The organism is Hydrogenophaga sp. (genome assembly GCF_965657535.1).
Lineage (GTDB): Bacteria > Pseudomonadota > Gammaproteobacteria > Burkholderiales > Burkholderiaceae_C > Hydrogenophaga.
Genome location: NZ_CBFHOP010000003.1, coordinates 126,975 through 147,918 on the forward strand (window position 1 = coordinate 126,975; position 20,944 = coordinate 147,918).

18 protein-coding genes and 1 tRNA gene are annotated in these 20,944 nt (G+C 64.1%); 6 read left to right on the top strand and 13 right to left on the bottom strand.

Features of this window, described 5'->3' with window-relative positions:
• Positions 1-123 precede the first annotated feature (123 nt).
• The 4 genes from ACTG4K_RS05810 to ACTG4K_RS05825 all read right to left on the bottom strand — a co-directional run bounded on the left by ACTG4K_RS05810 (position 124) and on the right by ACTG4K_RS05825 (position 4,809).
• Positions 124-1,620 carry a sigma-54 interaction domain-containing protein gene (locus tag ACTG4K_RS05810; protein ID WP_439113254.1) on the bottom strand — a complete coding sequence of 499 codons (1,497 nt, stop codon included), beginning with the start codon at positions 1,618-1,620 and terminating at the stop codon, positions 124-126.
• Between the two features lie 91 nt (positions 1,621-1,711).
• Positions 1,712-3,205, bottom strand: coding sequence for a tripartite tricarboxylate transporter permease (locus ACTG4K_RS05815; RefSeq protein ID WP_439113255.1), 1,494 nt, complete (start codon positions 3,203-3,205; stop codon positions 1,712-1,714).
• A gap of 30 nt (positions 3,206-3,235) precedes the next feature.
• A complete protein-coding gene (locus tag ACTG4K_RS05820; protein ID WP_439113256.1) occupies positions 3,236-3,772 on the bottom strand; it encodes a tripartite tricarboxylate transporter TctB family protein in 537 nt (178 codons plus the stop codon).
• Between the two features lie 77 nt (positions 3,773-3,849).
• Positions 3,850-4,809: a Bug family tripartite tricarboxylate transporter substrate binding protein gene (locus ACTG4K_RS05825; protein ID WP_439113257.1), complete on the bottom strand. Its 960-nt coding sequence runs from the start codon at positions 4,807-4,809 to the stop codon at positions 3,850-3,852.
• A 164-nt stretch (positions 4,810-4,973) separates the two neighbouring features.
• On the opposite strand from ACTG4K_RS05825, the gene ACTG4K_RS05830 reads away from it, so the two are divergent.
• From ACTG4K_RS05830 to ACTG4K_RS05840, 3 genes are read left to right on the top strand one after another with little or no spacing between them, the layout of a single operon-like run.
• The gene (locus ACTG4K_RS05830) at positions 4,974-5,663 is read left to right on the top strand and encodes a response regulator (protein WP_439113258.1); all 690 of its coding nucleotides are present in this window, start codon (positions 4,974-4,976) and stop codon (positions 5,661-5,663) included.
• On the top strand, positions 5,663-7,135 hold the full coding sequence (locus ACTG4K_RS05835) for a sensor histidine kinase (RefSeq protein WP_439113259.1): 1,473 nt from the start codon (positions 5,663-5,665) through the stop codon (positions 7,133-7,135). Before ACTG4K_RS05830 ends, ACTG4K_RS05835 begins: the two co-directional genes overlap by 1 nt.
• Before the next feature lie 39 nt (positions 7,136-7,174).
• Positions 7,175-7,621: an RNA-binding S4 domain-containing protein gene (locus ACTG4K_RS05840; RefSeq protein WP_439113260.1), complete on the top strand. Its 447-nt coding sequence runs from the start codon at positions 7,175-7,177 to the stop codon at positions 7,619-7,621.
• Positions 7,622-7,626: 5 nt separating this feature from the next.
• On the opposite strand, the gene ACTG4K_RS05845 is transcribed toward ACTG4K_RS05840, so the two are convergent.
• The 3 genes from ACTG4K_RS05845 to ACTG4K_RS05855 all read right to left on the bottom strand — a co-directional run bounded on the left by ACTG4K_RS05845 (position 7,627) and on the right by ACTG4K_RS05855 (position 9,169).
• Positions 7,627-8,538 carry a DMT family transporter gene (locus ACTG4K_RS05845; protein ID WP_439113261.1) on the bottom strand — a complete coding sequence of 304 codons (912 nt, stop codon included), beginning with the start codon at positions 8,536-8,538 and terminating at the stop codon, positions 7,627-7,629.
• A 166-nt stretch (positions 8,539-8,704) separates the two neighbouring features.
• Positions 8,705-8,797 (bottom strand) — tRNA-Ser (locus tag ACTG4K_RS05850).
• Between the two features lie 33 nt (positions 8,798-8,830).
• Positions 8,831-9,169 (bottom strand): hypothetical protein, encoded by a 339-nt coding sequence (locus ACTG4K_RS05855; RefSeq protein WP_439113262.1) that lies wholly within the window; start codon positions 9,167-9,169, stop codon positions 8,831-8,833.
• Positions 9,170-9,267: 98 nt separating this feature from the next.
• On the opposite strand from ACTG4K_RS05855, the gene ACTG4K_RS05860 reads away from it, so the two are divergent.
• Positions 9,268-9,666, top strand: coding sequence for a hypothetical protein (locus ACTG4K_RS05860; RefSeq protein WP_439113263.1), 399 nt, complete (start codon positions 9,268-9,270; stop codon positions 9,664-9,666).
• Positions 9,667-9,762: 96 nt separating this feature from the next.
• Here the strand turns inward: ACTG4K_RS05860 and hrpA are convergent, their stop codons facing one another.
• Positions 9,763-13,653 (bottom strand): ATP-dependent RNA helicase HrpA, encoded by a 3,891-nt coding sequence (gene hrpA / locus ACTG4K_RS05865; protein ID WP_439113264.1) that lies wholly within the window; start codon positions 13,651-13,653, stop codon positions 9,763-9,765.
• A 90-nt stretch (positions 13,654-13,743) separates the two neighbouring features.
• Between hrpA and argA the strand changes: the two genes are divergently transcribed.
• Together argA and ppk2 are read left to right on the top strand one after the other, a co-directional pair.
• Positions 13,744-15,084 carry an amino-acid N-acetyltransferase gene (argA, locus tag ACTG4K_RS05870; protein WP_439113265.1) on the top strand — a complete coding sequence of 447 codons (1,341 nt, stop codon included), beginning with the start codon at positions 13,744-13,746 and terminating at the stop codon, positions 15,082-15,084.
• Between the two features lie 120 nt (positions 15,085-15,204).
• Complete coding sequence (ppk2, locus tag ACTG4K_RS05875; RefSeq protein WP_439113266.1) at positions 15,205-16,485, top strand: polyphosphate kinase 2; 1,281 nt, start codon at positions 15,205-15,207, stop codon at positions 16,483-16,485.
• A gap of 18 nt (positions 16,486-16,503) precedes the next feature.
• On the opposite strand, the gene ACTG4K_RS05880 is transcribed toward ppk2, so the two are convergent.
• Genes ACTG4K_RS05880 through ACTG4K_RS05900 form a run of 5 tightly spaced genes read right to left on the bottom strand, consistent with a single transcriptional unit; the run spans position 16,504 to position 20,932 of the window.
• Positions 16,504-17,028 carry a disulfide bond formation protein B gene (locus ACTG4K_RS05880; RefSeq protein ID WP_439113267.1) on the bottom strand — a complete coding sequence of 175 codons (525 nt, stop codon included), beginning with the start codon at positions 17,026-17,028 and terminating at the stop codon, positions 16,504-16,506.
• Between the two features lies 1 nt (position 17,029).
• Complete coding sequence (locus ACTG4K_RS05885) at positions 17,030-18,112, bottom strand: sulfate/molybdate ABC transporter ATP-binding protein (RefSeq protein ID WP_439113268.1); 1,083 nt, start codon at positions 18,110-18,112, stop codon at positions 17,030-17,032.
• A gap of 22 nt (positions 18,113-18,134) precedes the next feature.
• Positions 18,135-19,046 (bottom strand): sulfate ABC transporter permease subunit CysW, encoded by a 912-nt coding sequence (gene cysW, locus ACTG4K_RS05890; protein ID WP_439113269.1) that lies wholly within the window; start codon positions 19,044-19,046, stop codon positions 18,135-18,137.
• On the bottom strand, positions 19,043-19,933 hold the full coding sequence (gene cysT, locus ACTG4K_RS05895; protein WP_439113270.1) for a sulfate ABC transporter permease subunit CysT: 891 nt from the start codon (positions 19,931-19,933) through the stop codon (positions 19,043-19,045). The genes cysW and cysT overlap by 4 nt, the downstream gene beginning before the upstream one ends.
• Positions 19,934-20,932: a sulfate ABC transporter substrate-binding protein gene (locus ACTG4K_RS05900; protein ID WP_439113271.1), complete on the bottom strand. Its 999-nt coding sequence runs from the start codon at positions 20,930-20,932 to the stop codon at positions 19,934-19,936.
• Positions 20,933-20,944: the final 12 nt, after the last annotated feature.

Sequence of the window (20,944 nt, forward strand, 5' to 3'; positions counted from 1 at the left end):
AAACCGTACCTTGCACACTTTGTGCCAGCTCGTTAAGCCATTGATTTAAAAGGGATTCGCTCTGTAATCTCTCAAAATTCGTCTGCTATTCAGACAATCCAAACCCAGCAATACGCCTGTTTTTCAGACACTTGACTGGTATTCAGACACTTCACCCATGCTCGCCAAGCGGTCGTAAAAGCTCGCCCGCGAAATGCCGAGCAGCTTGGCCGCGGCGGTGCGGTTGCCTTGGGTGTGCGCCAGCGCCGCCCGAATGGCCTGCCGCTCCAGCTCGGCAATCTGCTCGGGCAATGGGCGCGGTGCGGCAGCCGCGCCCGGGGTTTTGGTGGTGTGGGCCGTGCCGGCTTCGGGTGCCGGCAGCGCGGCCAGCGCGGGAAGGCCGGCTTCTTGCAGCACCGCGGCCACCTGCGCGGCTTCGATGTGGTGCGAGTCGCTGCGCAGGGCCAACTGCTCCAGCACATTGCGCAACTCGCGAATGTTGCCGCGCCAGGCTTGCGCCGCCAGCATGGCCTGCGCGTCGGGGGCCAGTTCGAGCTGCGGGCCGCCACCGCGCGCCGCAATGTCTTCGCCCAGCGCCTCGATCAGCAGCGCGATGTCGTCCCGGCGCTCGCGCAACGGCGGCACGCGAACCGGCAACACATTGAGCCGGTAATAAAGGTCTTCACGGAACGTGCCCTCGCGCACCATCTGCTGCAAGTCGCGCGACGTGGCCGCCACCACCCGCACGTCAAAGCGCACCAGCTTGTTCGAGCCCAGCGGCTCCACCTCGCCTTCTTGCAAGGCACGCAGCAACTTCACCTGAACCGACATGGGCATGTCGCCCAGCTCATCCAGAAACAGGGTGCCGCCGTCGGCCAGCTTGAACTTACCGTCGCGGCCCTTTTTGTCGGCACCGGTGTAGGCACCGGGGGCCACGCCAAAAAACTCGGCCTCCAGCAAGGCGTCGGGCACGGCGGCCATGTTCACGCTCACAAACGGGCGGCCCGCGCGCGGCGACGCCGCATGAATGGCGTGGGCCAGCAGCTCTTTGCCGGTGCCGGTTTCGCCCAGCAGCAGCACCGGGCTGGTCGACTGTGCCGCGCGCCGCGCCTGGCGCTTCACTTCCAGCGCAGGCGGGCTGCTGCCCACGAAGCTGGCAAAGGTGTACTTGGTGCGGCGCTGGCTGGCCAGTTCGCGCCGGGCATCGTTCAGGTCTTGTTCCAGCCGGGCAAACTTGGTGATCAGCGGCTGCAAGGTGGTTTCGGGGTGGTCAAACAGCACAATGCCCAGCACCCCGATGACTTCGCCCGCGTCGTCGCGCAGCGGGATGCGGCTGACCCCAAACGTGCCCGCCTGGTTGTCCAGCAGATCGATCAAAATCGGTTTGCCGGTGGCCAACACTTGGTGCATCAGCGTGTTTTGCACCACGCTAGAGACCGGATGGCCGACAAAATCCTCTTCCCGATCAAAGCCCAGCGCCGGCAAAAATCGGCGGTACTGGTCGTTGATCCAGACCACACGGGCGTTGCGGTCCACCAGCATCATGCCCTCGCTGGCGTTGGCAAACAGGTCAAACATGGACCTCGCAGCCAGCTCCAGAATGCTCTGCGCGTCGCGGGGGAGTCGGTTGTCGGCGTTCATGAAGGCATGGTACCCCCCGCAGCGCTGCGCGCTTACCCCCCAGGGGGCGATGCGTGTGGCCCGGCAAAGCCGGTTCCACCGCATCCTGGCTCTACGCTTTGCGGTGCCAAGCCAACAAACGTGGCGTCACCAGCACCAGCACCACAATGGCCAGCAGCGTGGCCGACATGGGGCGTTCGAAAAACACCGCCGCACTGCCCTCCCCGATCGACATGGCGTTGCGGAACTGCGCCTCGGCCAGCGGGCCAAGAATCAGACCCACGATCACCGGCGCAGTGGGAAAGTCAAAGCGTCGCAGCGCCACGCCCACCAGCGCCAGGCCGAACATCACGAATAGGTCGAAACTGCTCTGGCGCATGCCGTAAACGCCGACCGTGGCAAAGATCAGGATGCCGGCGTAGAGCGGTGCCTTGGGGATCTTCAGCAGCTTGACCCACAGGCCAACCATCGGCAGGTTGAGCACAAGCAGCATCACGTTACCAATGTAGAGCGAAGCGATCAGCGCCCAGACCAGCGCAGACGAGGTCTGGAACAGCTGGGGGCCAGCGTTGATGCCGTAGTTCTGCAGCGCGCTCAGCAAAATGGCGGCCGTGACCGACGTGGGAATGCCCAGCGTGAGCAATGGCACGAGGGTGGCCGTCACGGCCGCGTTGTTGGCGGCTTCGGGGCCGGCCACGCCTTCGATGGCGCCGGTGGTGCCGAATTCCTTTTTGTTCTCCGGGTCTGCCAGCTTGCGCTCGGTCGCGTAGCTCAGAAAGGTGGGAATCTCGGAACCGCCCGCAGGGATGGTGCCGAACGGAAAGCCAATGAAGGTGCCGCGCAACCAGGCGGGCCACGAGCGTTTCCACTCGCTGCGCGTCATGTGCGCCCGGTTCATCTTGTTCAGGCTGGCCTCGCTCTTGCCTTCATAGAGCGCGTTGTAAAGCGCCTCGGTCACAGCAAACAGACCCACCGCCACCAGCACCACTTCAACGCCGTCCATGAACTCGATGACGCCGCCGGTGTAACGCACCTGGCCGGTGATCTGGTCCATGCCCACCAGGCCCAGTGCGAGGCCGAAAAACAGCGCTGTGATGCCGCGCAGCGTGCTCTGCCCCAGCACCGCGCTCACCGTGGTGAAGGCCAGCAGCATCAAGCAGAAATACTCGGGCGGCCCCAGCTTGACGGCAAACTCGGCCAGGAAGGGCGCGAACAGCGTGACCAGAATGGTGGCGATGGTGCCGGCCACGAAAGAGCCGATGGCCGAGGTGGCCAGCGCCGCACCTGCGCGCCCGTTCTTGGCCATCTTGAAGCCTTCAAGCGCGGTCACCATGGTGCCGGTTTCACCGGGGGTGTTGAGCAAAATGGAGGTGGTCGAGCCGCCGTACATGGCACCGTAATAAATGCCAGCGAAGAAGATCATGGAGGCGGTGGCCTCCACCTGCCCGGTGATGGGGAGCAACATGGCCACCGTGACGGCCGGGCCCAAGCCGGGGAGCACGCCAATGGCGGTGCCCAGCGCACAGCCGGCCAGCGCCCACAGCAGATTGATGGGGGTGCCCGCCGTGGCAAAGCCGCCCAGCAGGTTGTTCCAGAGATCCAACATGGTGAATGCCTTTCAGGTCCGTCGTGCAGATCAGAGCCAGCCGGTACCCGTGAGGCCCGGCAGGTTGACGGCAAGGAATTTGGTGAACAGCCAGAAGGTGGGCGCCGAAATCAGCATGCCGATCACCACGTCTTTCACGGTCTGCATGGCATGGCCTGCGGGCTTGCCTTCGCTGATGCGCAAACCGCGCACCGCCAGCGTGAAACACAGCGCACAGCTCAGCACGAAACCGATCGTGGTGATGAGCGCCGCGTTGCCCAGAATGCCCGCCGACACCCAAGCCATGGCGCGCCAGTCGCCGCGGGCGGCACCCGAGGGCTCGGGCATGTTGCGAAAACCGCCGGTGCGCACTTCCCAGATCAACAACACGCCGCACAACCCCATGGCGGCCGCCACCACCCAAGGCAAGAAATTCGGGCCTACGCCGGCGTAGCCCGCGTCCGACGGGATATTGGCCGCGCCGTAGGCGAGCCCGGCGGCGAGCAACACGGCAGCCATGCCCAGGGCCAGCTGGCCCGGGCGGTGGTCTGCGCCTGCGGCTGGGTGGGGGGAACCGGTGGTGTTCATGTGCATCTCCAAAAAAACAAGGCCGCGACAACAGGTGCCGCGGCCGGTTGGCAGCGCGTTGTCAGCGCGCGGCGGCGTCAGGCCATGCCGGCGCGCACCATGGTGGCCCGCAGGCTGGAAAAATCACGGTCCACGAACTCGTCAAACGCCTTGCCGGTCAGCAGCGCGGGGGTCCAGTTGTTCTTGACCAGCGCGTCTTGCCAGGCTTTGCTCTTCGTGGCCTTGACCACGCGTGCGGTCAGCTCGTCGCGCTGGGCTGGGGTCAGGCCGGCGGCACCAAACACGCCGCGCCAGTTGCCAATCTCCACGCCAATGCCCTGCTCCTTGAGCGTGGGAACGTCGATGCCCTTGACGCGCTGGCCCGACGTGATACCCACAGCTTGCATCTTGCCCGCCTCGATGTACTGCTGGAACTCACTGAAGCCGCTGCCGCCGATGGTCACGTTGCCACCCAAAATGGCCGCAACCGCCTCACCACCGCCCCGGAACGGAACGTAGTTGATCTTGGATGCGGGCACCCCTACCGACTGGGCAATCTGGGCCGCAGCGATGTGTTCGGTGGAGCCACGCGAACCACCACCCCACTTGACGCTGCCCGGGTCCTTCTTGAGTTGTTCCACCACATCCTTCATGGTCTTGAAGGGCGAGTTGGCCGGCAGTACAAACACGTTGTACTCGGTGGTCAGACGGGCGATGGGTGTGAGCTGCGTGATCGACACAGGCGGCTTGCCGGTGATGATGCCGCCCAACATGACAGCACCCATCACCATCAGCGCATTCGGGTCGCCCTTGTTGGCGTTGTAGAACTGGGCAAGACCGATGGCACCGGCAGCACCACCCTTGTTTTCAAACGTGACCGAGTCAGCCGACTTGGCCTCGCGAAGGGCTTCGCCCAGCGCACGGCCGGTGCTGTCCCAGCCACCGCCCGGGTTGGCCGGAATCATCATTTTCAGATTGGCATTGGCCCAGGCCACATTGGGCAGGGCACCAGCGGCGGCCAGTGCGGCCAAAGATTTCAGAAAGGTATCGCGACGCATACTTGTCTCCTTGTTGAATGGACCTGTGCATCTTCCTGTCTGGCGCTGTCAATCGGCTGTCGAACGACCTGGGATAAACCCTGCTTTTCGTGCCACCCGCAGCGGCCATGCCCCGGCCCACATGCATGCTGCTGCACGCACAACCCACCGATAATTGCGCGACGATGAAACTGCTGCTCATTGAAGACAACCCGGCCATGCAGACCACGCTGCAGCGGTCGCTGGCACGCCGCGGCATTCAAGTGATTACGTGTTCCGACGGCGCCCGCGCATTGGCCCTGTGGCAGGCCAGCCTGCCCGACGCGGTGCTGCTGGACCTGAGCCTGCCTGGCCGCGACGGCTTGCTGGTGCTGGGCGATGCGCGAGCGGCAGGCCTCACCACACCCGTCATCATCCTCACCGCACGCGGCACCGTGGGCGACCGCATCATTGGCCTCAACACCGGGGCCGACGACTACCTACCCAAGCCCTTTGACCTCGACGAGCTCGAAGCCCGCGTGCGCGCCCTGGTGCGCCGCGCCAGCGGCAGCGCAGAAGCGCAAAACAGCGCGCCCGCCAAGCCGGTCGTGTGGTGCGGCATGCACCTGGACAAAGACAGCGGCGCCGCTTACTTCAACGGTGAACCGCTGGAACTCGCACCGCGCGAGCTGGCCCTACTGCGCGCGGTGCTGGGCAAACCAGGCCACGCCATTGCCAAAGAGCGCTTGTTTGAACTGGTGTTCCCAGGCCAAAGCCAGGTCCAGCCAGAAGCCATTGAGGTGGTGGCCTACCGCCTGCGCAAAAAAATTGCGCACACCGGCGCGCAGCTCGTCACGCTGCGCGGCCTGGGCTACCTGCTCAAGGCGGGGGTCTGATGGCATCGGATGGCGCTTCGGTCACTGCGCGCCCTGGCGCCGCGTGTGGAGAAACGCGGCCCAGCTCATTGCGGCGCACCCTGCTGCTGGGCATTCTGCTGCCGGTGTTCGGCTTTGTGCTGATCAACACCGTGGTGCTGTACCGCCAGGCACTGACCGCCGCCGACACCGCCTACGACCGCACCCTGCTGGCCACCGCCAAGTCGCTCGGCGAACAGCTGGAGGTGGTGAGCAACGGGGGTGAACCCCGCGTCAAATCGTCTGTGCTCTATTCCGCGCTGGAAGCCTTTGAGGCCGACAACCGCAGCCGCCTGTTTTACCGCGTCAGCGGCTTTTCAGGCGAGCTGGTGTCTGGCTTTGAAGACCTTCCCCGCTGGCGCGAAAACCTGCCCGCCCAAAAAATTTACGCGGCACTCGTGCATTTTTACGACGACGAATACCGGGGCGTGCCCGTGCGCATGGCCGTGCTGCTGCAACCGGTGTCCGGCCTGGGTGGCCAGGGCATGGCCACCATTCAGGTGGCCGAGACGCTGGAACTGCGGGAAACCCTGGCCAGACAGATTTTGCTGGACACCCTTTGGCGGCAAGCGGTGCTGGTGATCGTGATTGCCTTGGTGGTGGTGCTGGTGGTGCAGCGCGCCACGCGCCCCGTGCGTGCGCTCAGCCACGCGCTGGGTGCCCGCAGCGACAACGACCTGGCGCCTCTACCCACCGCCGGCGCACCGCGCGAATTGCTGCCACTGCTGGACGCCACCAACCAGCACATGCAGCGCCTGGCCCATTTGCTGGCACACCAGAAAAGGTTTGTGCGAGACACCTCGCACCAGTTGCGCACACCGCTGGCGGTGCTCAAGGTGCAGGTGCAGTCGGCATTGCGCGGCGACATCGGGCCCATGCAGGCCTTTGAAGAAATCGGGCACACGGTCGAACGGGCCAACGAGCTGGCCAATCAGATGCTGGCGCTGGCCAAGGTGGAGCAACTGCGCGAAGACCACACCACACCCCGCACCGATTGGGCCGACGTGGTGCGCGATGTGGCGCTCGACCTGTCGGCCCTGATCGCCGAGCGCTCGCTCGATTTTTCGCTCGACACCTCGCCAGCGCCCGTGCGCTCACACCTGTGGGCGCTGCGCGAACTGAGCCGCAACTTGCTGCACAACGCCATCAAGAACACCCCCGAAGGCTCGCGCCTGGCGGTGTCGCTGGTGCGGGACGCGCGCACCGCGGCGCTCACCATCAGCGACAGCGGCCCCGGCATTTCACCCACCCTGCGCGAGCGCCTGTTTGAGCCTTTTGCCACCGAAACAGGTGCTGGCTCGGCCAGCACCGGCTCCGGCCTGGGACTGGCCATTTGCCTGGGCATCGTGCGCTCACTGGGCGGCAGCATCGAGCTGACCAACCGCGTGGCAAACGCCAAGGTCAAAGGCCTGGACGCGACCGTGCGCCTGCCCTTGGCCCGTGAAGCTGCCTAACCCACAAGCCCAACCCAGAAACCCACCAACGCGCCCCACATGCACAGCGACAACACATCCGCCAAGGTTCGCCTCGACAAGTGGTTATGGGCGGCCCGCTTCTACAAAACACGCAGCCTCAGTGCCGAAGAGATCGACAAAGGCCGGGTCCGGCTCAATGGCCAGCTGGCCAAACCCTCACGCGATGTGAAACCCGGCGACGTGCTGGAGCTGCGCATCGGCCCGGTGGTGAGAACCGTGGTTGTGCGTGCGCTCAGCGGCGTGCGCGGCCCTGCGCCGGTGGCGGCCTTGCTCTACGAAGAAACCGCTGAATCCATTGACCTGCGGGCGGCCGCGGCCGAACAGCGGCGGCTGGCACCCGAACCCGCCCAGAGCCTGAGCCAGGGCCGCCCCACCAAACGCGACCGGCGCGACCTGGACCAGCTGAGCGACGGCAAGGCCCGAGGCGAATGGAACGCGCGCTGGAGCGCTTCGCTGGACGAATGAGCCGGTCAGGCTTTCCGCAGACCCAGCCACATGACTGTGGCCACCACGAGCAAGCCCCCCGCCACCTGCACTGGCGCAATGGTCTGACCCAAAATGGCCCAGGCCAGCACCAGCGCAAAAATGGGCTCGATGTTCATGATCGCGGAGTTGCCCACCACACCCAGGCGCGGCAGCACGGTAAACATGATGGTGAAGGCGGTGCCGTACAGCACCGTCAAACCCAACAGCCCCCACCAGCCCGGCGCGGCCACCGGCAAGTGAAAACCACCCTGCACGCCCACGCCAGCCAGCGCCAGCACAGCCACAATGCCCATGGTGCTGGCGGTGCGCAAGCGGCCATCCAGGTCGGCCGTTTCGTGCTGCGTCAGTACCAGAGCCAAGCCAAACGTGGCTGCTGCGGCAAGCGCAAACGCAACACCGGCACCGATATCACGCCAATGGCCCGAAGCGCCCAGGCCGGATGAAGCCCCCAGAACATCCAGCGCCAGTGCCAGGCCCACAAGCATCACCGGCATGGCACGCACCACCGCAACCGGTGGCCGCTGGCCGTACACCAGACGCGCCCACAGCGCGGTCCAGAGTGGATAGGTATTGAAAGCCAGCAGCGCCAGCGCCACCGGCAAGCGCGCCACCGCGGAATACAGACACAGGCTTTGCACCCCCACGAGCAAGCCCATGGCTGGCAACGCTTTGCGGTGGCGCGCAGTCAGCTTGATAGGCACGCGGTAAACGCGCAACAAGATGGCCACCACCAGCGCTGTCATCCCACTGCGAAACACCACGGCCGTGGACACATCCACGCCATGGTCAAACGCCATGCGGGCCGCCACATGGTTCGCGCCCATCATGAACGCAATCAGCAACAAGGTGGCAAACGCCTTGCCCGAGAGGGCGGCAACAGGAGATGGAGTACGCATTCGGGCATTGTCGAACAAGTGGCGAGACGACCTGTCGCGGTGGCATCAAAGCGGGGGAAGATTTCAAACCGACAGGCATCGAAGCCCGGAGAGCACCGAACCGCAACGCATGGCGGCCAAGAAAAAAACCCGTCCACATCAAAAATGTGAACGGGTTTTTAAACAGTGGCGGAGCGAGAGGGATTCGAACCCTCGATGAGGCTCTACACCCCATACTCCCTTAGCAGGGGAGCACCTTCGGCCACTCGGTCATCGCTCCGAAGCTCGTATTATGCCTCAGTTTGCAGCCGCTTCAGCGCCGCATCCCAATTGAAAAAACAGGGTAGCGCCACCCTGGGCCCAACCGAGCCACGCTCAAAGCCCGGCCGTGCGTGACAGCGAATGGTTGAGCTTTTTCACACGCCACACCCAGCGCCCTGAAAACGGCGCTTTCGCGCGATGACCAGCCCACCTTGAATACAGAGGCTGCGTCGCTGCGAACATTGAAGACCGCCACAGGCTGCTGATAAACAGCCTGTCGTTGCGTTTTGATGAAGCTCACCCCGAGTTCATTGCCCTCCACCTGCTGACCAGCTCCCGCCAACCCGCTGCTCAGCGCAGGCATGTTCTTCGCCGCAACGGGATGGATCATGGTGCTTCGGCTCTGGCCGTGGCCGTCATCGCCTGGCATCTGGGTCAACCCGCTCGGGCCTCAAGCTGGGCGAGCAAACCCAGTTTCAGATTGACGCGATGGCGGCCAAACCACAAGGCGCTGCCGGCTCGTCTGACATCAAGTCCAGCTTGCACCTGATCACCGGCGTGTTCCGCTGCGCCGGCGAAGACACCAGCAAGGCGCTGGGCAACAAGCACGAACTGAACCTGCAGCTGGCCACGACCACCGTAGGCATTCGCGGCACCGATTTCTGGAGCGTGACCGACGCCGAACACGACGCGGCGTGCGTGTTTGACGACCACGTGGCGGAGCAATGCGAAGCAAAACCCGAAATGGCCCTGAACCAACCCGGTGCGTTTTGGGTGGTCTTCACCGGTCAGCCAGGGAAGCCCTCCGGCCAGGCCTCGCCAGACCAGCTGGCCACCTGCGAAGACGCAGAAGCGTGCGGGCACGGCTGCAGGCCCACACCGATCTGAAGGTGACCCAGGGCCGGGTCGCGCTGGTGGCCGACTGAACCTCACACGCGCCAAGCGACTCCCCTCGCCCACCACTTGGCTGGGGCTGTCAAAGGATCAGCTGTTGAGCTGCGACCAAGCCTTGTCCAGCCGTTTCACGCTCACCGGCTGGGGCGTGCGCAGCTCTTGCGCAAAGAAGCTCACGCGCAGTTCTTCCAGCAGCCAGCGAAGTTCTTGCAGGCGCGCGTCTTGCACACCCTTGCGCTCCGCCACCAGGCGCCAAAAGCGTTGGTCTTGCGGGCGCAGCTCGGCCAGCTTGGCGGCGTCGCGCGCCGGGTCGGCGCGCAGCTTGTCCAGCCGCAGCTGCACGGCTTTCAGGTAGCGGGGAAAGTGCTGCAATTGCGTATAAGGCGTGCTCAGCAGAAAGCGCTTGGGCACCAGGCGTTGCAGTTGCTGGGCCACATCGGTGGCCACGTCGGCTGGCGGGCGGCTGTCTTGTAGCTTGCGGGTGGCTACGGCGTATTCGGTCAATATCAACCCGGCATTGCGCGCAATCTCGGTCGAGATCAAGGTGAGCCGGCCCCGGCCCTCGTCCACCCGCTTCTTGAACGCTGCTTCGTCGGTGGGCAGCGGTTCGGCTAAAAAGGCGCGGTCCAATGCCAGTCCAATGATCTGGCTGCGCAGCTCTTCCAGCGTGCCTCCACCCGAGCCGCTGTCGGTCTTGCCGACCTGCATGTAGGCGGTGGCCATGGTCATCAGCCCGGGCAAGTTCTTTTCCAGGTACTTCAGTGCGTCCTTGATCTGCAGCGCAAACAGGCGGCGCAAGCCTTCGCGGTGGCGCGCCATGGCCACCTCCGGCTCGTCAAACACCTCAATGGCCACGGCATCGCCCAGGTCCATGAGCGCCGGAAAGCCGATCAGCGTCTGCCCGCCTTTGCGGATCTCCATCAGCTCGGGCAGCTCGCCAAAGCTCCAGCTGGTGTAGCGCTGGGCGGCGCCAGCGGGTGCGGCTGGCACTTCAGCGGCTGCGCGGCGCGCACCGCCTGCGCTGGCTGGGGCCGGCACCGCCTTGGGCTCGGGCGGCGCCGGGCGCAGGCTCTCCAGCTTGAGCGAAGCCAGCGCCTGGAACGCACCGCGCGCCTGCCCGCCCAGTTCGGCCTTCAGCCCCGCCAGGCTGCGGCCCTGGCCCAGTTGGCGGCCATGTTCGTCCACCACGCGCAGGTGCATGAAGTGGTGCGGTGTGAGCATGTCCACCTTGATGTCGTTGCGCACGATGTCGAGTTGCGTCGCTTCGCGCACCAGCTTCAACAGCGCATCCATCAGGTTGCCGGCACCAAACACCGCGGGCTCGGTGAGCGCGGTGGCAAAGCGCTCGGCCGTGGCTGGCAGGGGGACCAGGCGCGAGCGCGGGCGCTGGTGCAGGGTTTTCAGCAGCGCCAGCAGCTTGTCTTTCAACATCCCGGGCACCAGCCAGTCGCAGCGGTCTTCGCTCACCTGGTTGAGCGCGAAGATTGGCACCGTCACGCTCAGGCCGTCGCGCGCATCGCCGGGCTCGTGCAGGTAGGTGCAGGCGCAGTCCACCCCGCCCAGGCGCAGCGTTTTGGGAAACGCTTGCGTGGTGATGCCTGCCGCCTCGTGGCGCATCAGCTCTTCTTTGGTCAGCAGCAGCAGCTTGGGGTTGAGCCGCTGGGCGTCTTTGTACCAGCGCTCAAAACTGGCGCCGCTGCACACCTCGGCCGGTATTTGCGCGTCGTAAAACGCAAAAATCAGCTCATCGTCCACCAGCACGTCCTGGCGGCGCGACTTGTGTTCCAGCTCGGCCACCTGCTTCACCAGTTTCTGGTTGGCGGCCAGAAACGGCAAGCGCGTTTCCCATTCGCCGGCCACCAGCGCTTCGCGAATGAAGATCTCGCGCGCGCCCACTGGGTCCACCCGGCCGTAGTCGGTACGGCGGTTGTGGTAAATCACCAGGCCGTAGAGCGTGGCGCGTTCCAGCGCCGTCACTTGCGCCGCCTTCTTCTCCCAATGCGGGTCAAGTAACTGCTTCTTGATCAGGTGGCTGCCCACCTGCTCCAGCCACTGCGGCTCGATGGACGCGATGCCGCGGCCAAACAGGCGCGTGGTTTCCACCAGCTCGGCACAAACGATCCAGCGCCCGGGCTTCTTGCTCAGGTTCGCGCCGGGGTGCCGGTAAAACTTGATGCCACGCGCGCCCAGGTACCAGTCCTCAGCCTCGTTTTTCTGGCCGATGTTGCCGAGCAGGCCCGAGAGCATGGCGAGGTGCAGCTGTTCATAGCTCGCCGGCTGCGTGTTGAGCGTCCACTTGTGTTCGGCCACCACGGTGTGCAACTGGGTGTGGATGTCGCGCCATTCGCGTACCCGGCGCACGTTGACGAAGTTCTCGCGCAGCAGGTTTTCGTATTGCCGGTGGCTGAGCTTGTGGTCCTTGCCATGCCCGCCTTTGGTGTCGTCCAGCCACTTCCAGAGCTTGAGGGTGCCGCTGAACTCGCTCTTTTCGTCGTCGAACTTGGCATGTGCCTGGTCGGCCTGGGCCTGTTTGTCCATCGGGCGGTCGCGAACGTCCTGCACGCTCAGGGCCGAGGCAATCACCATCACCTCGTCCAGCGCGCCGCGCCGCTGCGCCTCCAAAATCATGCGGCCCACGCGCGGGTCCAGCGGCAGGCGCGAGAGCGTCTGGCCAATCGGCGTGAGTTCGTTGGCCTCGTCCACCGCGCCCAGTTCGGAGAGCAGCTGGTAGCCGTCGACGATGGCGCGCTTTTGCGGCGGTTCGATGAACGCAAATTCTTCCACCGCGCCCAGGCGCAGCGCCTTCATGCGCAGGATCACACCCGCGAGCGAGCTGCGCAGGATCTCCGGGTCGGTAAAGGCCGGGCGGCCGTTAAACCCCGCCTCGTCGTACAGGCGAATGCAAATACCGTCGGCCACACGGCCGCAACGCCCGGCGCGCTGGTTGGCCGCCGCCCGGCTGATGGGTTCAACCATCAGCTGCTCGACCTTCTGGCGGAAGCTGTAGCGCTTCACGCGCGCGGTGCCAGCGTCGATCACGTAGCGGATGCCCGGCACGGTGAGCGAGGTTTCGGCCACATTGGTCGAGAGCACGATGCGCCGGCCGCTGTGGTCCTGGAAGATGCGGTCCTGCTCGGCCTGCGAGAGACGCGCAAACAAGGGCAGCACTTCGGCATTGCGCAGCGTCGAGATGTGGCTGAGGTGCTTGCGCAGGTGGTCCGTGGCTTCGCGGATTTCGCGCTCGCCCGGCAGAAAAATGAGAATGTCGCCGCCCTGCGGTGTGCGCCACAACTCGTCCACGCCATCGGCGATTGCGTTGTTGAGGTCGTATTCGCGACTTTCTTCAAAAGGCCTGTAACGCACCTCGACTGGAAACGTGCGCCCAGAGACCTGGATCACCGGAGCCGGGCCGCGTTTTGAGGCGAAGTACTGCGCAAAGCGGTCCGCGTCGATGGTGGCCGAAGTCACCACCACCTTCAGGTCGGGCCGGCGCGGCAGCAGCTGGCGCAGGTAACCGAGCAGAAAATCGATGTTCAGGCTGCGCTCGTGCGCCTCGTCAATGATGATCGTGTCGTAGGCGCGCAGGTCGGGGTCGGTCTGGGTTTCGGCCAGCAAGATGCCGTCGGTCATGAGCTTGACGGACGCGTCCTTGCTCAGCCGGTCCTGGAAACGCACCTTGAAACCCACCACCTCGCCCAGCGGGGTTTTCAGCTCTTCGGCAATGCGCCTGGCCACGCTGCTGGCGGCAATGCGGCGCGGCTGGGTGTGGCCAATCATCTGCGGGCGCTGGCCCGGCTTGGCGTTGAGCTTGCCGCGCCCCATCTGCAGCGCAATCTTGGGCAGCTGCGTGGTCTTGCCCGAGCCAGTTTCCCCGCAAACGATGACCACCTGGTGCTCGCGCATGGCCGCCTCTATCTCGTGGCGGCGCGCAGAGACCGGGAGGGACTCGGGAAATTCGATAAACAAAGGCGTAGAGGACAAGGGCACAACTTCAGTCAAAATCAGGCGACCGGTGATTATCCGCGCCCGACCCCTTCCCTGCCCGCCAGCCCGCCCGACCTGCCCGCCCACATGTCCAACGTCTTCAATTTCACCTTCGTGCCCTGGTTTCGCTCGGTGGCGCCCTATATCCACAAACTGCGCGGCAGCACCGTGGTGGTGGGCGTGGCGGGTGAGGCCATTGCGGCGGGCAAGCTGCCTTTGATCGCGCAAGACCTGGCGCTGATCCAAAGCATGGGGGTGGAAATTGTGCTGGTGCACGGCTTTCGGCCCCAGGTGAACGAACAGCTGCACGCCAAGGGCCACACGCCCAAATACTCGCACGGCATGCGCATCACCGATTCGGTGGCTTTGGACTGCGCCCAGGAAGCCGCAGGCCAGCTGCGCTACGAAATTGAAGCGGCATTCAGCCAAGGCCTGCCCAACACGCCCATGGCCGGCGCCACTGTGCGGGTGATTTCAGGCAACTTTGTCACCGCCAGGCCCGTGGGACTGGTAGACGGAGTGGACTTTCAGCATTCGGGCCTGGTGCGCAAGATCGACACCGAAGGCATTCAGCGCACGCTGGACATGGGCGCGCTGGTGCTGCTGTCGCCGTTTGGCTTCTCGCCCACCGGCGAAGCCTTCAACCTGACCATGGAAGACGTGGCCACCTCGGTGGCCGTGGCGCTGCAGGCCGACAAGCTGATGTTTTTGACCGAGGTCCCGGGCATCCGCGTGGACGCCATCGACCCGACCAGCGAGATCGACACCGAGCTGCCCCTGGCCGCCGCCAAAACCATGCTGGCCGCCCTGCCTGCCGCCACCCAGCCCACCGACACCGCGTTCTATTTGCAGCACTGCATACGCGCCTGCGAAGGCGGCGTGGAGCGCAGCCACATCCTGCCGTTTGCGGTAGACGGTGCGCTGCTGCTGGAGATTTACACCCACGACGGCATTGGCACCATGATCGTGGACGAGAAGCTGGAAAGCGTGCGCGAGGCCACCATGGACGACGTGAGCGGCATCGTGGCGCTGATCGAGCCGTTCGAAAAAGACGGCACACTGGTCAAGCGCGACCGCACCGAAATTGAACGCGATGCGGGCTACTACACCATCATCGAACACGACGGCGTGATCTTCGGTTGCGCAGCGCTCTACCCCTACCCCGAGGCCCGCACCGGCGAAATGGCCGCGCTCACCGTGTCGCCCGACACGCAGAGCCAGGGTGACGGTGAACGCCTGCTCAAGCGCATCGAGGTGCGCGCGAAGGCACAAGGCTTGCAAAGCATTTTTGTGCTCACCACACGCACCATGCACTGGTTCATCAAGCGCGGGTTCGTGCAGGTCAACCCCGACTGGCTGCCCGAGGCGCGCAAGCGCAAGTACAACTGGGACCGCAAAAGCCAGGTGCTGGTGAAGAAGCTGACGTAAGCCGGGCATGCAACAGGCCCTGTTGCAGGGCGCATTGCAGCGCCCACTTGATCAACATCAAACCGGTGCCCCGACCTTTGTCGATACTGGTGTGTTGTGTGACAGAAGGACGAACACCTCATGACCGAACGAGCCAGCCCCAACGCCCCCGCTGCCAACGCCGCCGCGTCAGCCACCAAACCTGCGGCCAAACCGCGTATGCAGCGTGCGGCCCAACCGGCGGCGCTTGCCCCGCGCCGGGCTGCGGCGGCTTCAAAGCCCAAACCCCAGGCGACCGCACCCAGCCTGCCGACTGAGAAGCCACGCCGCGTGGCGCTGGGCGACACCAGCGGCACCAGCCAGCCCCAAAAGATCCGGAAAAACACCGTCTCACGGGCCGTGGCTTCGCGCCAGGCCGCCCAGTTGGCCGCCGTGCAAGACATTCTTTCGCGCACCGACAACAGCCAAACATACAAAGCCGAGTCGCTGCGCGCCATTCTGGAAGGCGCCGCGCCGGACGACGCCAAAGCCATCCGCCGGCTGCTGAAGCAAGAAACGCAGGTGGTGCGCAGCGAAGCCAAGGCCCAGGTCAAGCCCGACGAGGCCCTGGCCGCCGACTGGCGCAGCGGCGCCTACCCCTACAAAAACCTGCTGTCGCGCCGGGTGTATGAGTCACAAAAATACCTGCTGCAAGTAGAACTGCTCAAGCTGCAAGCCTGGGCCAAAGAAACTGGACAGCGCATCGTGATCTTGTTTGAGGGGCGCGACGCAGCCGGCAAGGGCGGCACCATCAAACGCATGATGGAACACCTGAACCCGCGCGGCGCGCGCGTGGTGGCGCTGGAAAAACCGAGCGAGGTGGAGCGCGGCCAATGGTACTTTCAGCGCTATGTGCAGCACCTGCCCACGGCCGGCGAGATCGTGCTGTTCGACCGCAGCTGGTACAACCGCGCCGGCGTGGAGCGCGTCATGGGTTTTTGCAGCGACGACGAATACCAGGAGTTCATGCGCCAGGCACCGCAGTTTGAACGCCAACTGGTGCGCAGCGGTGTGCACCTCATCAAGTTCTGGTTTTCGGTGAGCCGCAGCGAACAGCGCCGCCGCTTCAAGGAGCGCAAGGCACACCCGCTCAAGCAGTGGAAACTGAGCCCCATTGACCTGGCTTCGCTGGACAAGTGGGACGACTACACCAAGGCCAAGGAAGCCATGTTTTTCGAGACCGACACGGCAGATTCGCCATGGACCGTGATCAAGAGCGACTGCAAGAAGCGCGCACGCCTCAACGCCATGCGCTACCTGCTGCAAAAGCTGCCCTACACCAACAAAGACCCGAAAAACATTGGCGCGCTGGACTCGCTCATTGTGGGCCGAGCCCATGTGGTGTACGAGCGCGGTGAGCGCCCAGGCAGCGCCATCCTCTGACGCCAATCGCGGTCGGCTTCAGCGCAAAGGGCGCCGAAACCACAGCACGGCGGCCAGCAGCGCAATGGCGGAGAAATACAGGAAAGACCAGTTCGCAATCGACAGGCCCAGAAAGGTCCAGTCGATTTCAGAACAGTCGCCACTGCCTTTGAAGATCATGGGAATGGCGCGTTTGAGCGGGAACGACTCGATCATGCCGAAAAAGTCGCGGCCACAGCTCAACACCTCGGGCGGGTTCCACTGCAGCCAGCTTTGACGCGCCGCCACGAAAGCGCCAAACACCGCCAAACCCGCCATGAGCCACAGCGCCGTGTGGCGCGCACCGCGCTGCGGCAGCACCGCAGCCACACCAGCCACCACCGCCACCAGAATCAGCGCATAGCGCTGCACGATGCACATGGGGCAAGGCTCTAGCCCCACCGCATGCTGCAGATACAAGCCGAAGGCCAGCATGGCGGCGCTGCCCAGCGCCACCAAGCCCAGTAGCTGGCGAGGAAAACGTTCAAAAACAGACGGGGTAACGGTCGGAATCGTGGGGATCAAGTCAGTGTCCTTGCAGGAATACGCGGGCCTTTCGCGGCGAGACGACCAGTGTCTCACCATCTTTGAAACCCATTTCTTTGAATTGTTGCGCAGGAATCTGCGCTTCAATCAAGGGATCGTGGCCTTGGGGTTGATTGTTCTCAACGGGCAAGAGTTCCAACCGCGCAATCGGGCCCACCACAATGGCCCGGCTGAGCTTGGCCACGATGCCGCTGGCACCGGGCTGGTAGCGCTGCACGTCCAGGTCGTGCGGGCGCACGTAGGCAAACGCTTGCGCATTCTGTGCGCCGGCGTGTTCGGGCGTGTCAATCGCGACACCGTCCAGATGCAGCAAGCCCTCGTGCGCACGGCCATGGAACAGGTTCACATCACCTAAAAAGCCGTACACAAACGGGCTAGCCGGGTGGTCCCACACGTCTTGCGGCGAACCGGTTTGCTCCACCACGCCCTTGTTCATCAGCACCACGCGGTCGGCCACCTCCAGCGCTTCCTCCTGGTCGTGGGTGACGAAGATGCTGGTCACATGCAACTCGTCGTGCAGGCGGCGCAGCCAGCGGCGCAGTTCCTTGCGCACCTTGGCGTCGAGCGCGCCAAAAGGCTCGTCCAGCAGCAACACCTGCGGCTCCACCGCCAGCGCACGGGCCAGCGCAATGCGCTGGCGCTGGCCGCCCGACAGCTGCGCGGGGTAGCGGTCGGCCAACCAGTCCAGCTGCACCAGGCCCAGCAGGTCGTGGACTTTTTTCTTGATCTGCGTTTCGCTCGGGCGCACACCGCGCGGCTTCACGCGCAGGCCAAAGGCCACGTTTTCAAACACCGTCATGTGGCGAAACAGCGCGTAGTGCTGGAACACGAAGCCCACGTTGCGTTCGCGCACGTGCACGTCGGTGGTGTCTTCACCGCTGAAATGGATGCTGCCGGTGTCGGGCGTTTCCAGCCCGGCGATGATGCGCAACAAGGTGGTTTTGCCGCAGCCCGACGGCCCGAGCAGCGCCAGCAGTTCGCCCGAAGCGATGTCGAGGTTCACGTCCTGCAGCGCATGGAAGCTGCCGAAGTGTTTGTTGACGTTTCGAATTTCAATGCTCATGTCGATGTTCTCTGTTCAAACCTCAAACCGCAACAGTTGCGGCAGGCGCTGTCGGGGTGGGCCGCTCGGGTGGCCGTTCTGCGACGGCCTTCATCTCGCGGTCATGGCGCCATTCAACGAGGCTCTTGATGGCCAGACTCACCAGCGCCAGCAGGGCCAGCAGCGACGCCACCGCAAAGGCGGCCACCGACTGGTATTCGTTGTAAAGCACCTCCACGTGCAGCGGCATGGTGTTGGTCTGGCCGCGGATGTGGCCAGACACCACGCTCACCGCACCAAACTCGCCCATCGCCCGCGCGTTGCAAAGAATCACGCCGTAGATCAGGCCCCATTTGATGTTGGGCAGCGTCACGTACCAGAAGGTTTGCCACCCGGTGGCACCCAACACCTGGGCCGCCTGCTCTTCGTCGTTGCCCTGGGCCTGCATCAGCGGGATGAGCTCACGGGCAATGAAAGGGAAGGTGACAAAAATGGTGGCCAGGATGATGCCGGGCAAGGCAAACACGATTTTGATGTCGTGCTCGGCCAGCCAGGGGCCCAGCCAGCCTTGCGCGCCAAACACCAGCACGTAGATCAAACCAGCCACCACCGGCGACACCGAAAACGGCAAATCGATCAACGTCGTGAGGAGCGACTTGCCCCGGAATTCGTACTTGGCGATGCACCAGGCCGCCGCCACGCCAAACACCAGGTTCAGTGGCACGGCCACGGCAGCGGTCAGCAGCGTGAGCCGTATGGCCGACCAGGCATCGGGCTCTTGCAATGCTTCCCAGTAGGCCTCCCAGCCCTTGCGCAGCGCTTCGGTAAACACCGCAGCCAGGGGCAGCACGAGAAACAGAAACATGAATGCCAGCGCGGTCCCGATGAGCACACAGCGCACCCAGGCCGCTTCTGTGGTGCCTTTGCGGGCGGTGCGCAAAGTCGGGTTACTCATGGGTTGCTACCTCCAGAACGCTTGCGCTGCCAGGCCTGCAAGCCGTTGATGACCAGCAAGAGCATGAACGAGATGACCAGCATCACCGTGGCCACCGCAGTGGCGCCGGCGTAGTCGTACTGCTCCAGCTTGCTGATGATGATGAGCGGTGTGATTTCAGACACCATGGGCATGTTGCCGGCAATGAAGATGACCGAGCCGTATTCACCCACGCCGCGGGCAAACGCCATGGCGAAGCCGGTGAGCAAAGCGGGCGCGATGCTGGGAAAAATGACCCGGCTGAAGGTCTGCCAGCGCGTGGCACCCAGGCAGGTGGCGGCCTCTTCCAGCTCTTTTTCGGTGTCTTCCAGCACCGGCTGCACCGTGCGCACCACAAACGGCAGGCCCACAAAGACCAGCGCAATGACGACGCCATTGGGGTTGAAGGCAAGCTGTATGCCGTGCGGCTCCAGGTACTGGCCAATCCAGCCATTGCCCGCCAGCAGCGCGGTGAGCGAAATACCGGCCACGGCGGTGGGCAGCGCAAACGGCAAGTCCACCAGCGCGTCCACAAACTTCTTGCCCGGAAAGTTGTAGCGCACCAGTACCCAAGCCACCAACAGGCCAAACGCCACGTTCACCAAGGCGGCAATCAGCGAGGCACCAAACGTGAGGCGGTACGAGGCCATGACGCGCGGCGAGGAAACCGCGTCCCAAAACTGCGGCCAACTCAGCGTAAAGGTCTTGAAGACCAACGCCGACAAAGGAATCAGCACGATCAGGCACAGGTAAAAAACCGTGAACCCGAGCGTGATGTTGAAACCTGGCAGGACACGCGCGCCACTGCGGCGCGCGCCACCCACCACTGCCGGTCCCGAGACCGGCAGGGATGCGAGAGCGCCCGACATTTATTGGCCCTGTGTGTACAGCTTGTCGAACTGACCGCCGTCGTTGAAGTGCACTTTTTGCGCTTCACCCAAGGAGCCAAAGTAGTCGTTCACCGTGAATAGCTTGAGGGGCTTGAAGGTGCTGGCGTACTTCTTCAGCACCGCGTCAGAGCGCGGACGGATACCGTGTTTGGCAGCAATCTCTTGCGCTTCGTCGGTGTACAAAAAGTCCAGATAGGCCTTGGCATCAGCCGCCGTGCCTTTTTTGTTCGCGGTGCGCTCGACGATGGCGACCGGGTTTTCGGCCACGATGCTGCTGCTGGGGTGAACCGCGTCCACCTTGCCGGCACCAAATTCGCGGTCAACCGACACCACTTCCGACTCAAATGTGACCAGCACGTCGCCAATGTTGCGCTGCAGAAAGATGCCGGTGGCATCGCGCCCGCCGCGCGCCAGCACCGGCACGTTTTTGTAGAGCTTGCTCACAAACTCGGCGGCCTGCGCGTCGGTGCCGCCTTTGGCCCGCACGGAGCCCCAAGCAGCCAAATAAGCCATGCGGCCATTGCCGCCCGTTTTGGGGTTGACCACGATCACCTGCACACCAGGCTTGGTCAGGTCATCCCAGTCTTTGATGCCCTTGGGGTTGCCGTTGCGCACCAGAAACAGCATGGTCGAGGTGGTGGGCGCTGCGTTGTGGGCAAAGCGCTTGTTCCAATCGGATGCCACCACGCCGCGCCCAGCCAGAAAGTCCACGTCGGTGGTGGTGTTCATGGTCACCACATCCGCTTCGAGGCCATCGGCAACGGCGCGCGCCTGCGCGCTGGAGCCCGCGTGCGACTGGTCCACCTTGATGTCTTTGCCGGTGCCTTTTTTGTAGCTGGCCACAAATGCGGTGTTCAGGTCTTTGTAAAACTCGCGCGACACGTCGTAAGACACGTTGAGCAGCGTGGTCTGGGCAGAAGCCCAGGAAGCGGCGGCCAGCGCAATGGCGCCAAGGGTCAGCTTGAAAGAAATTTGCATGGGGCGGGACTC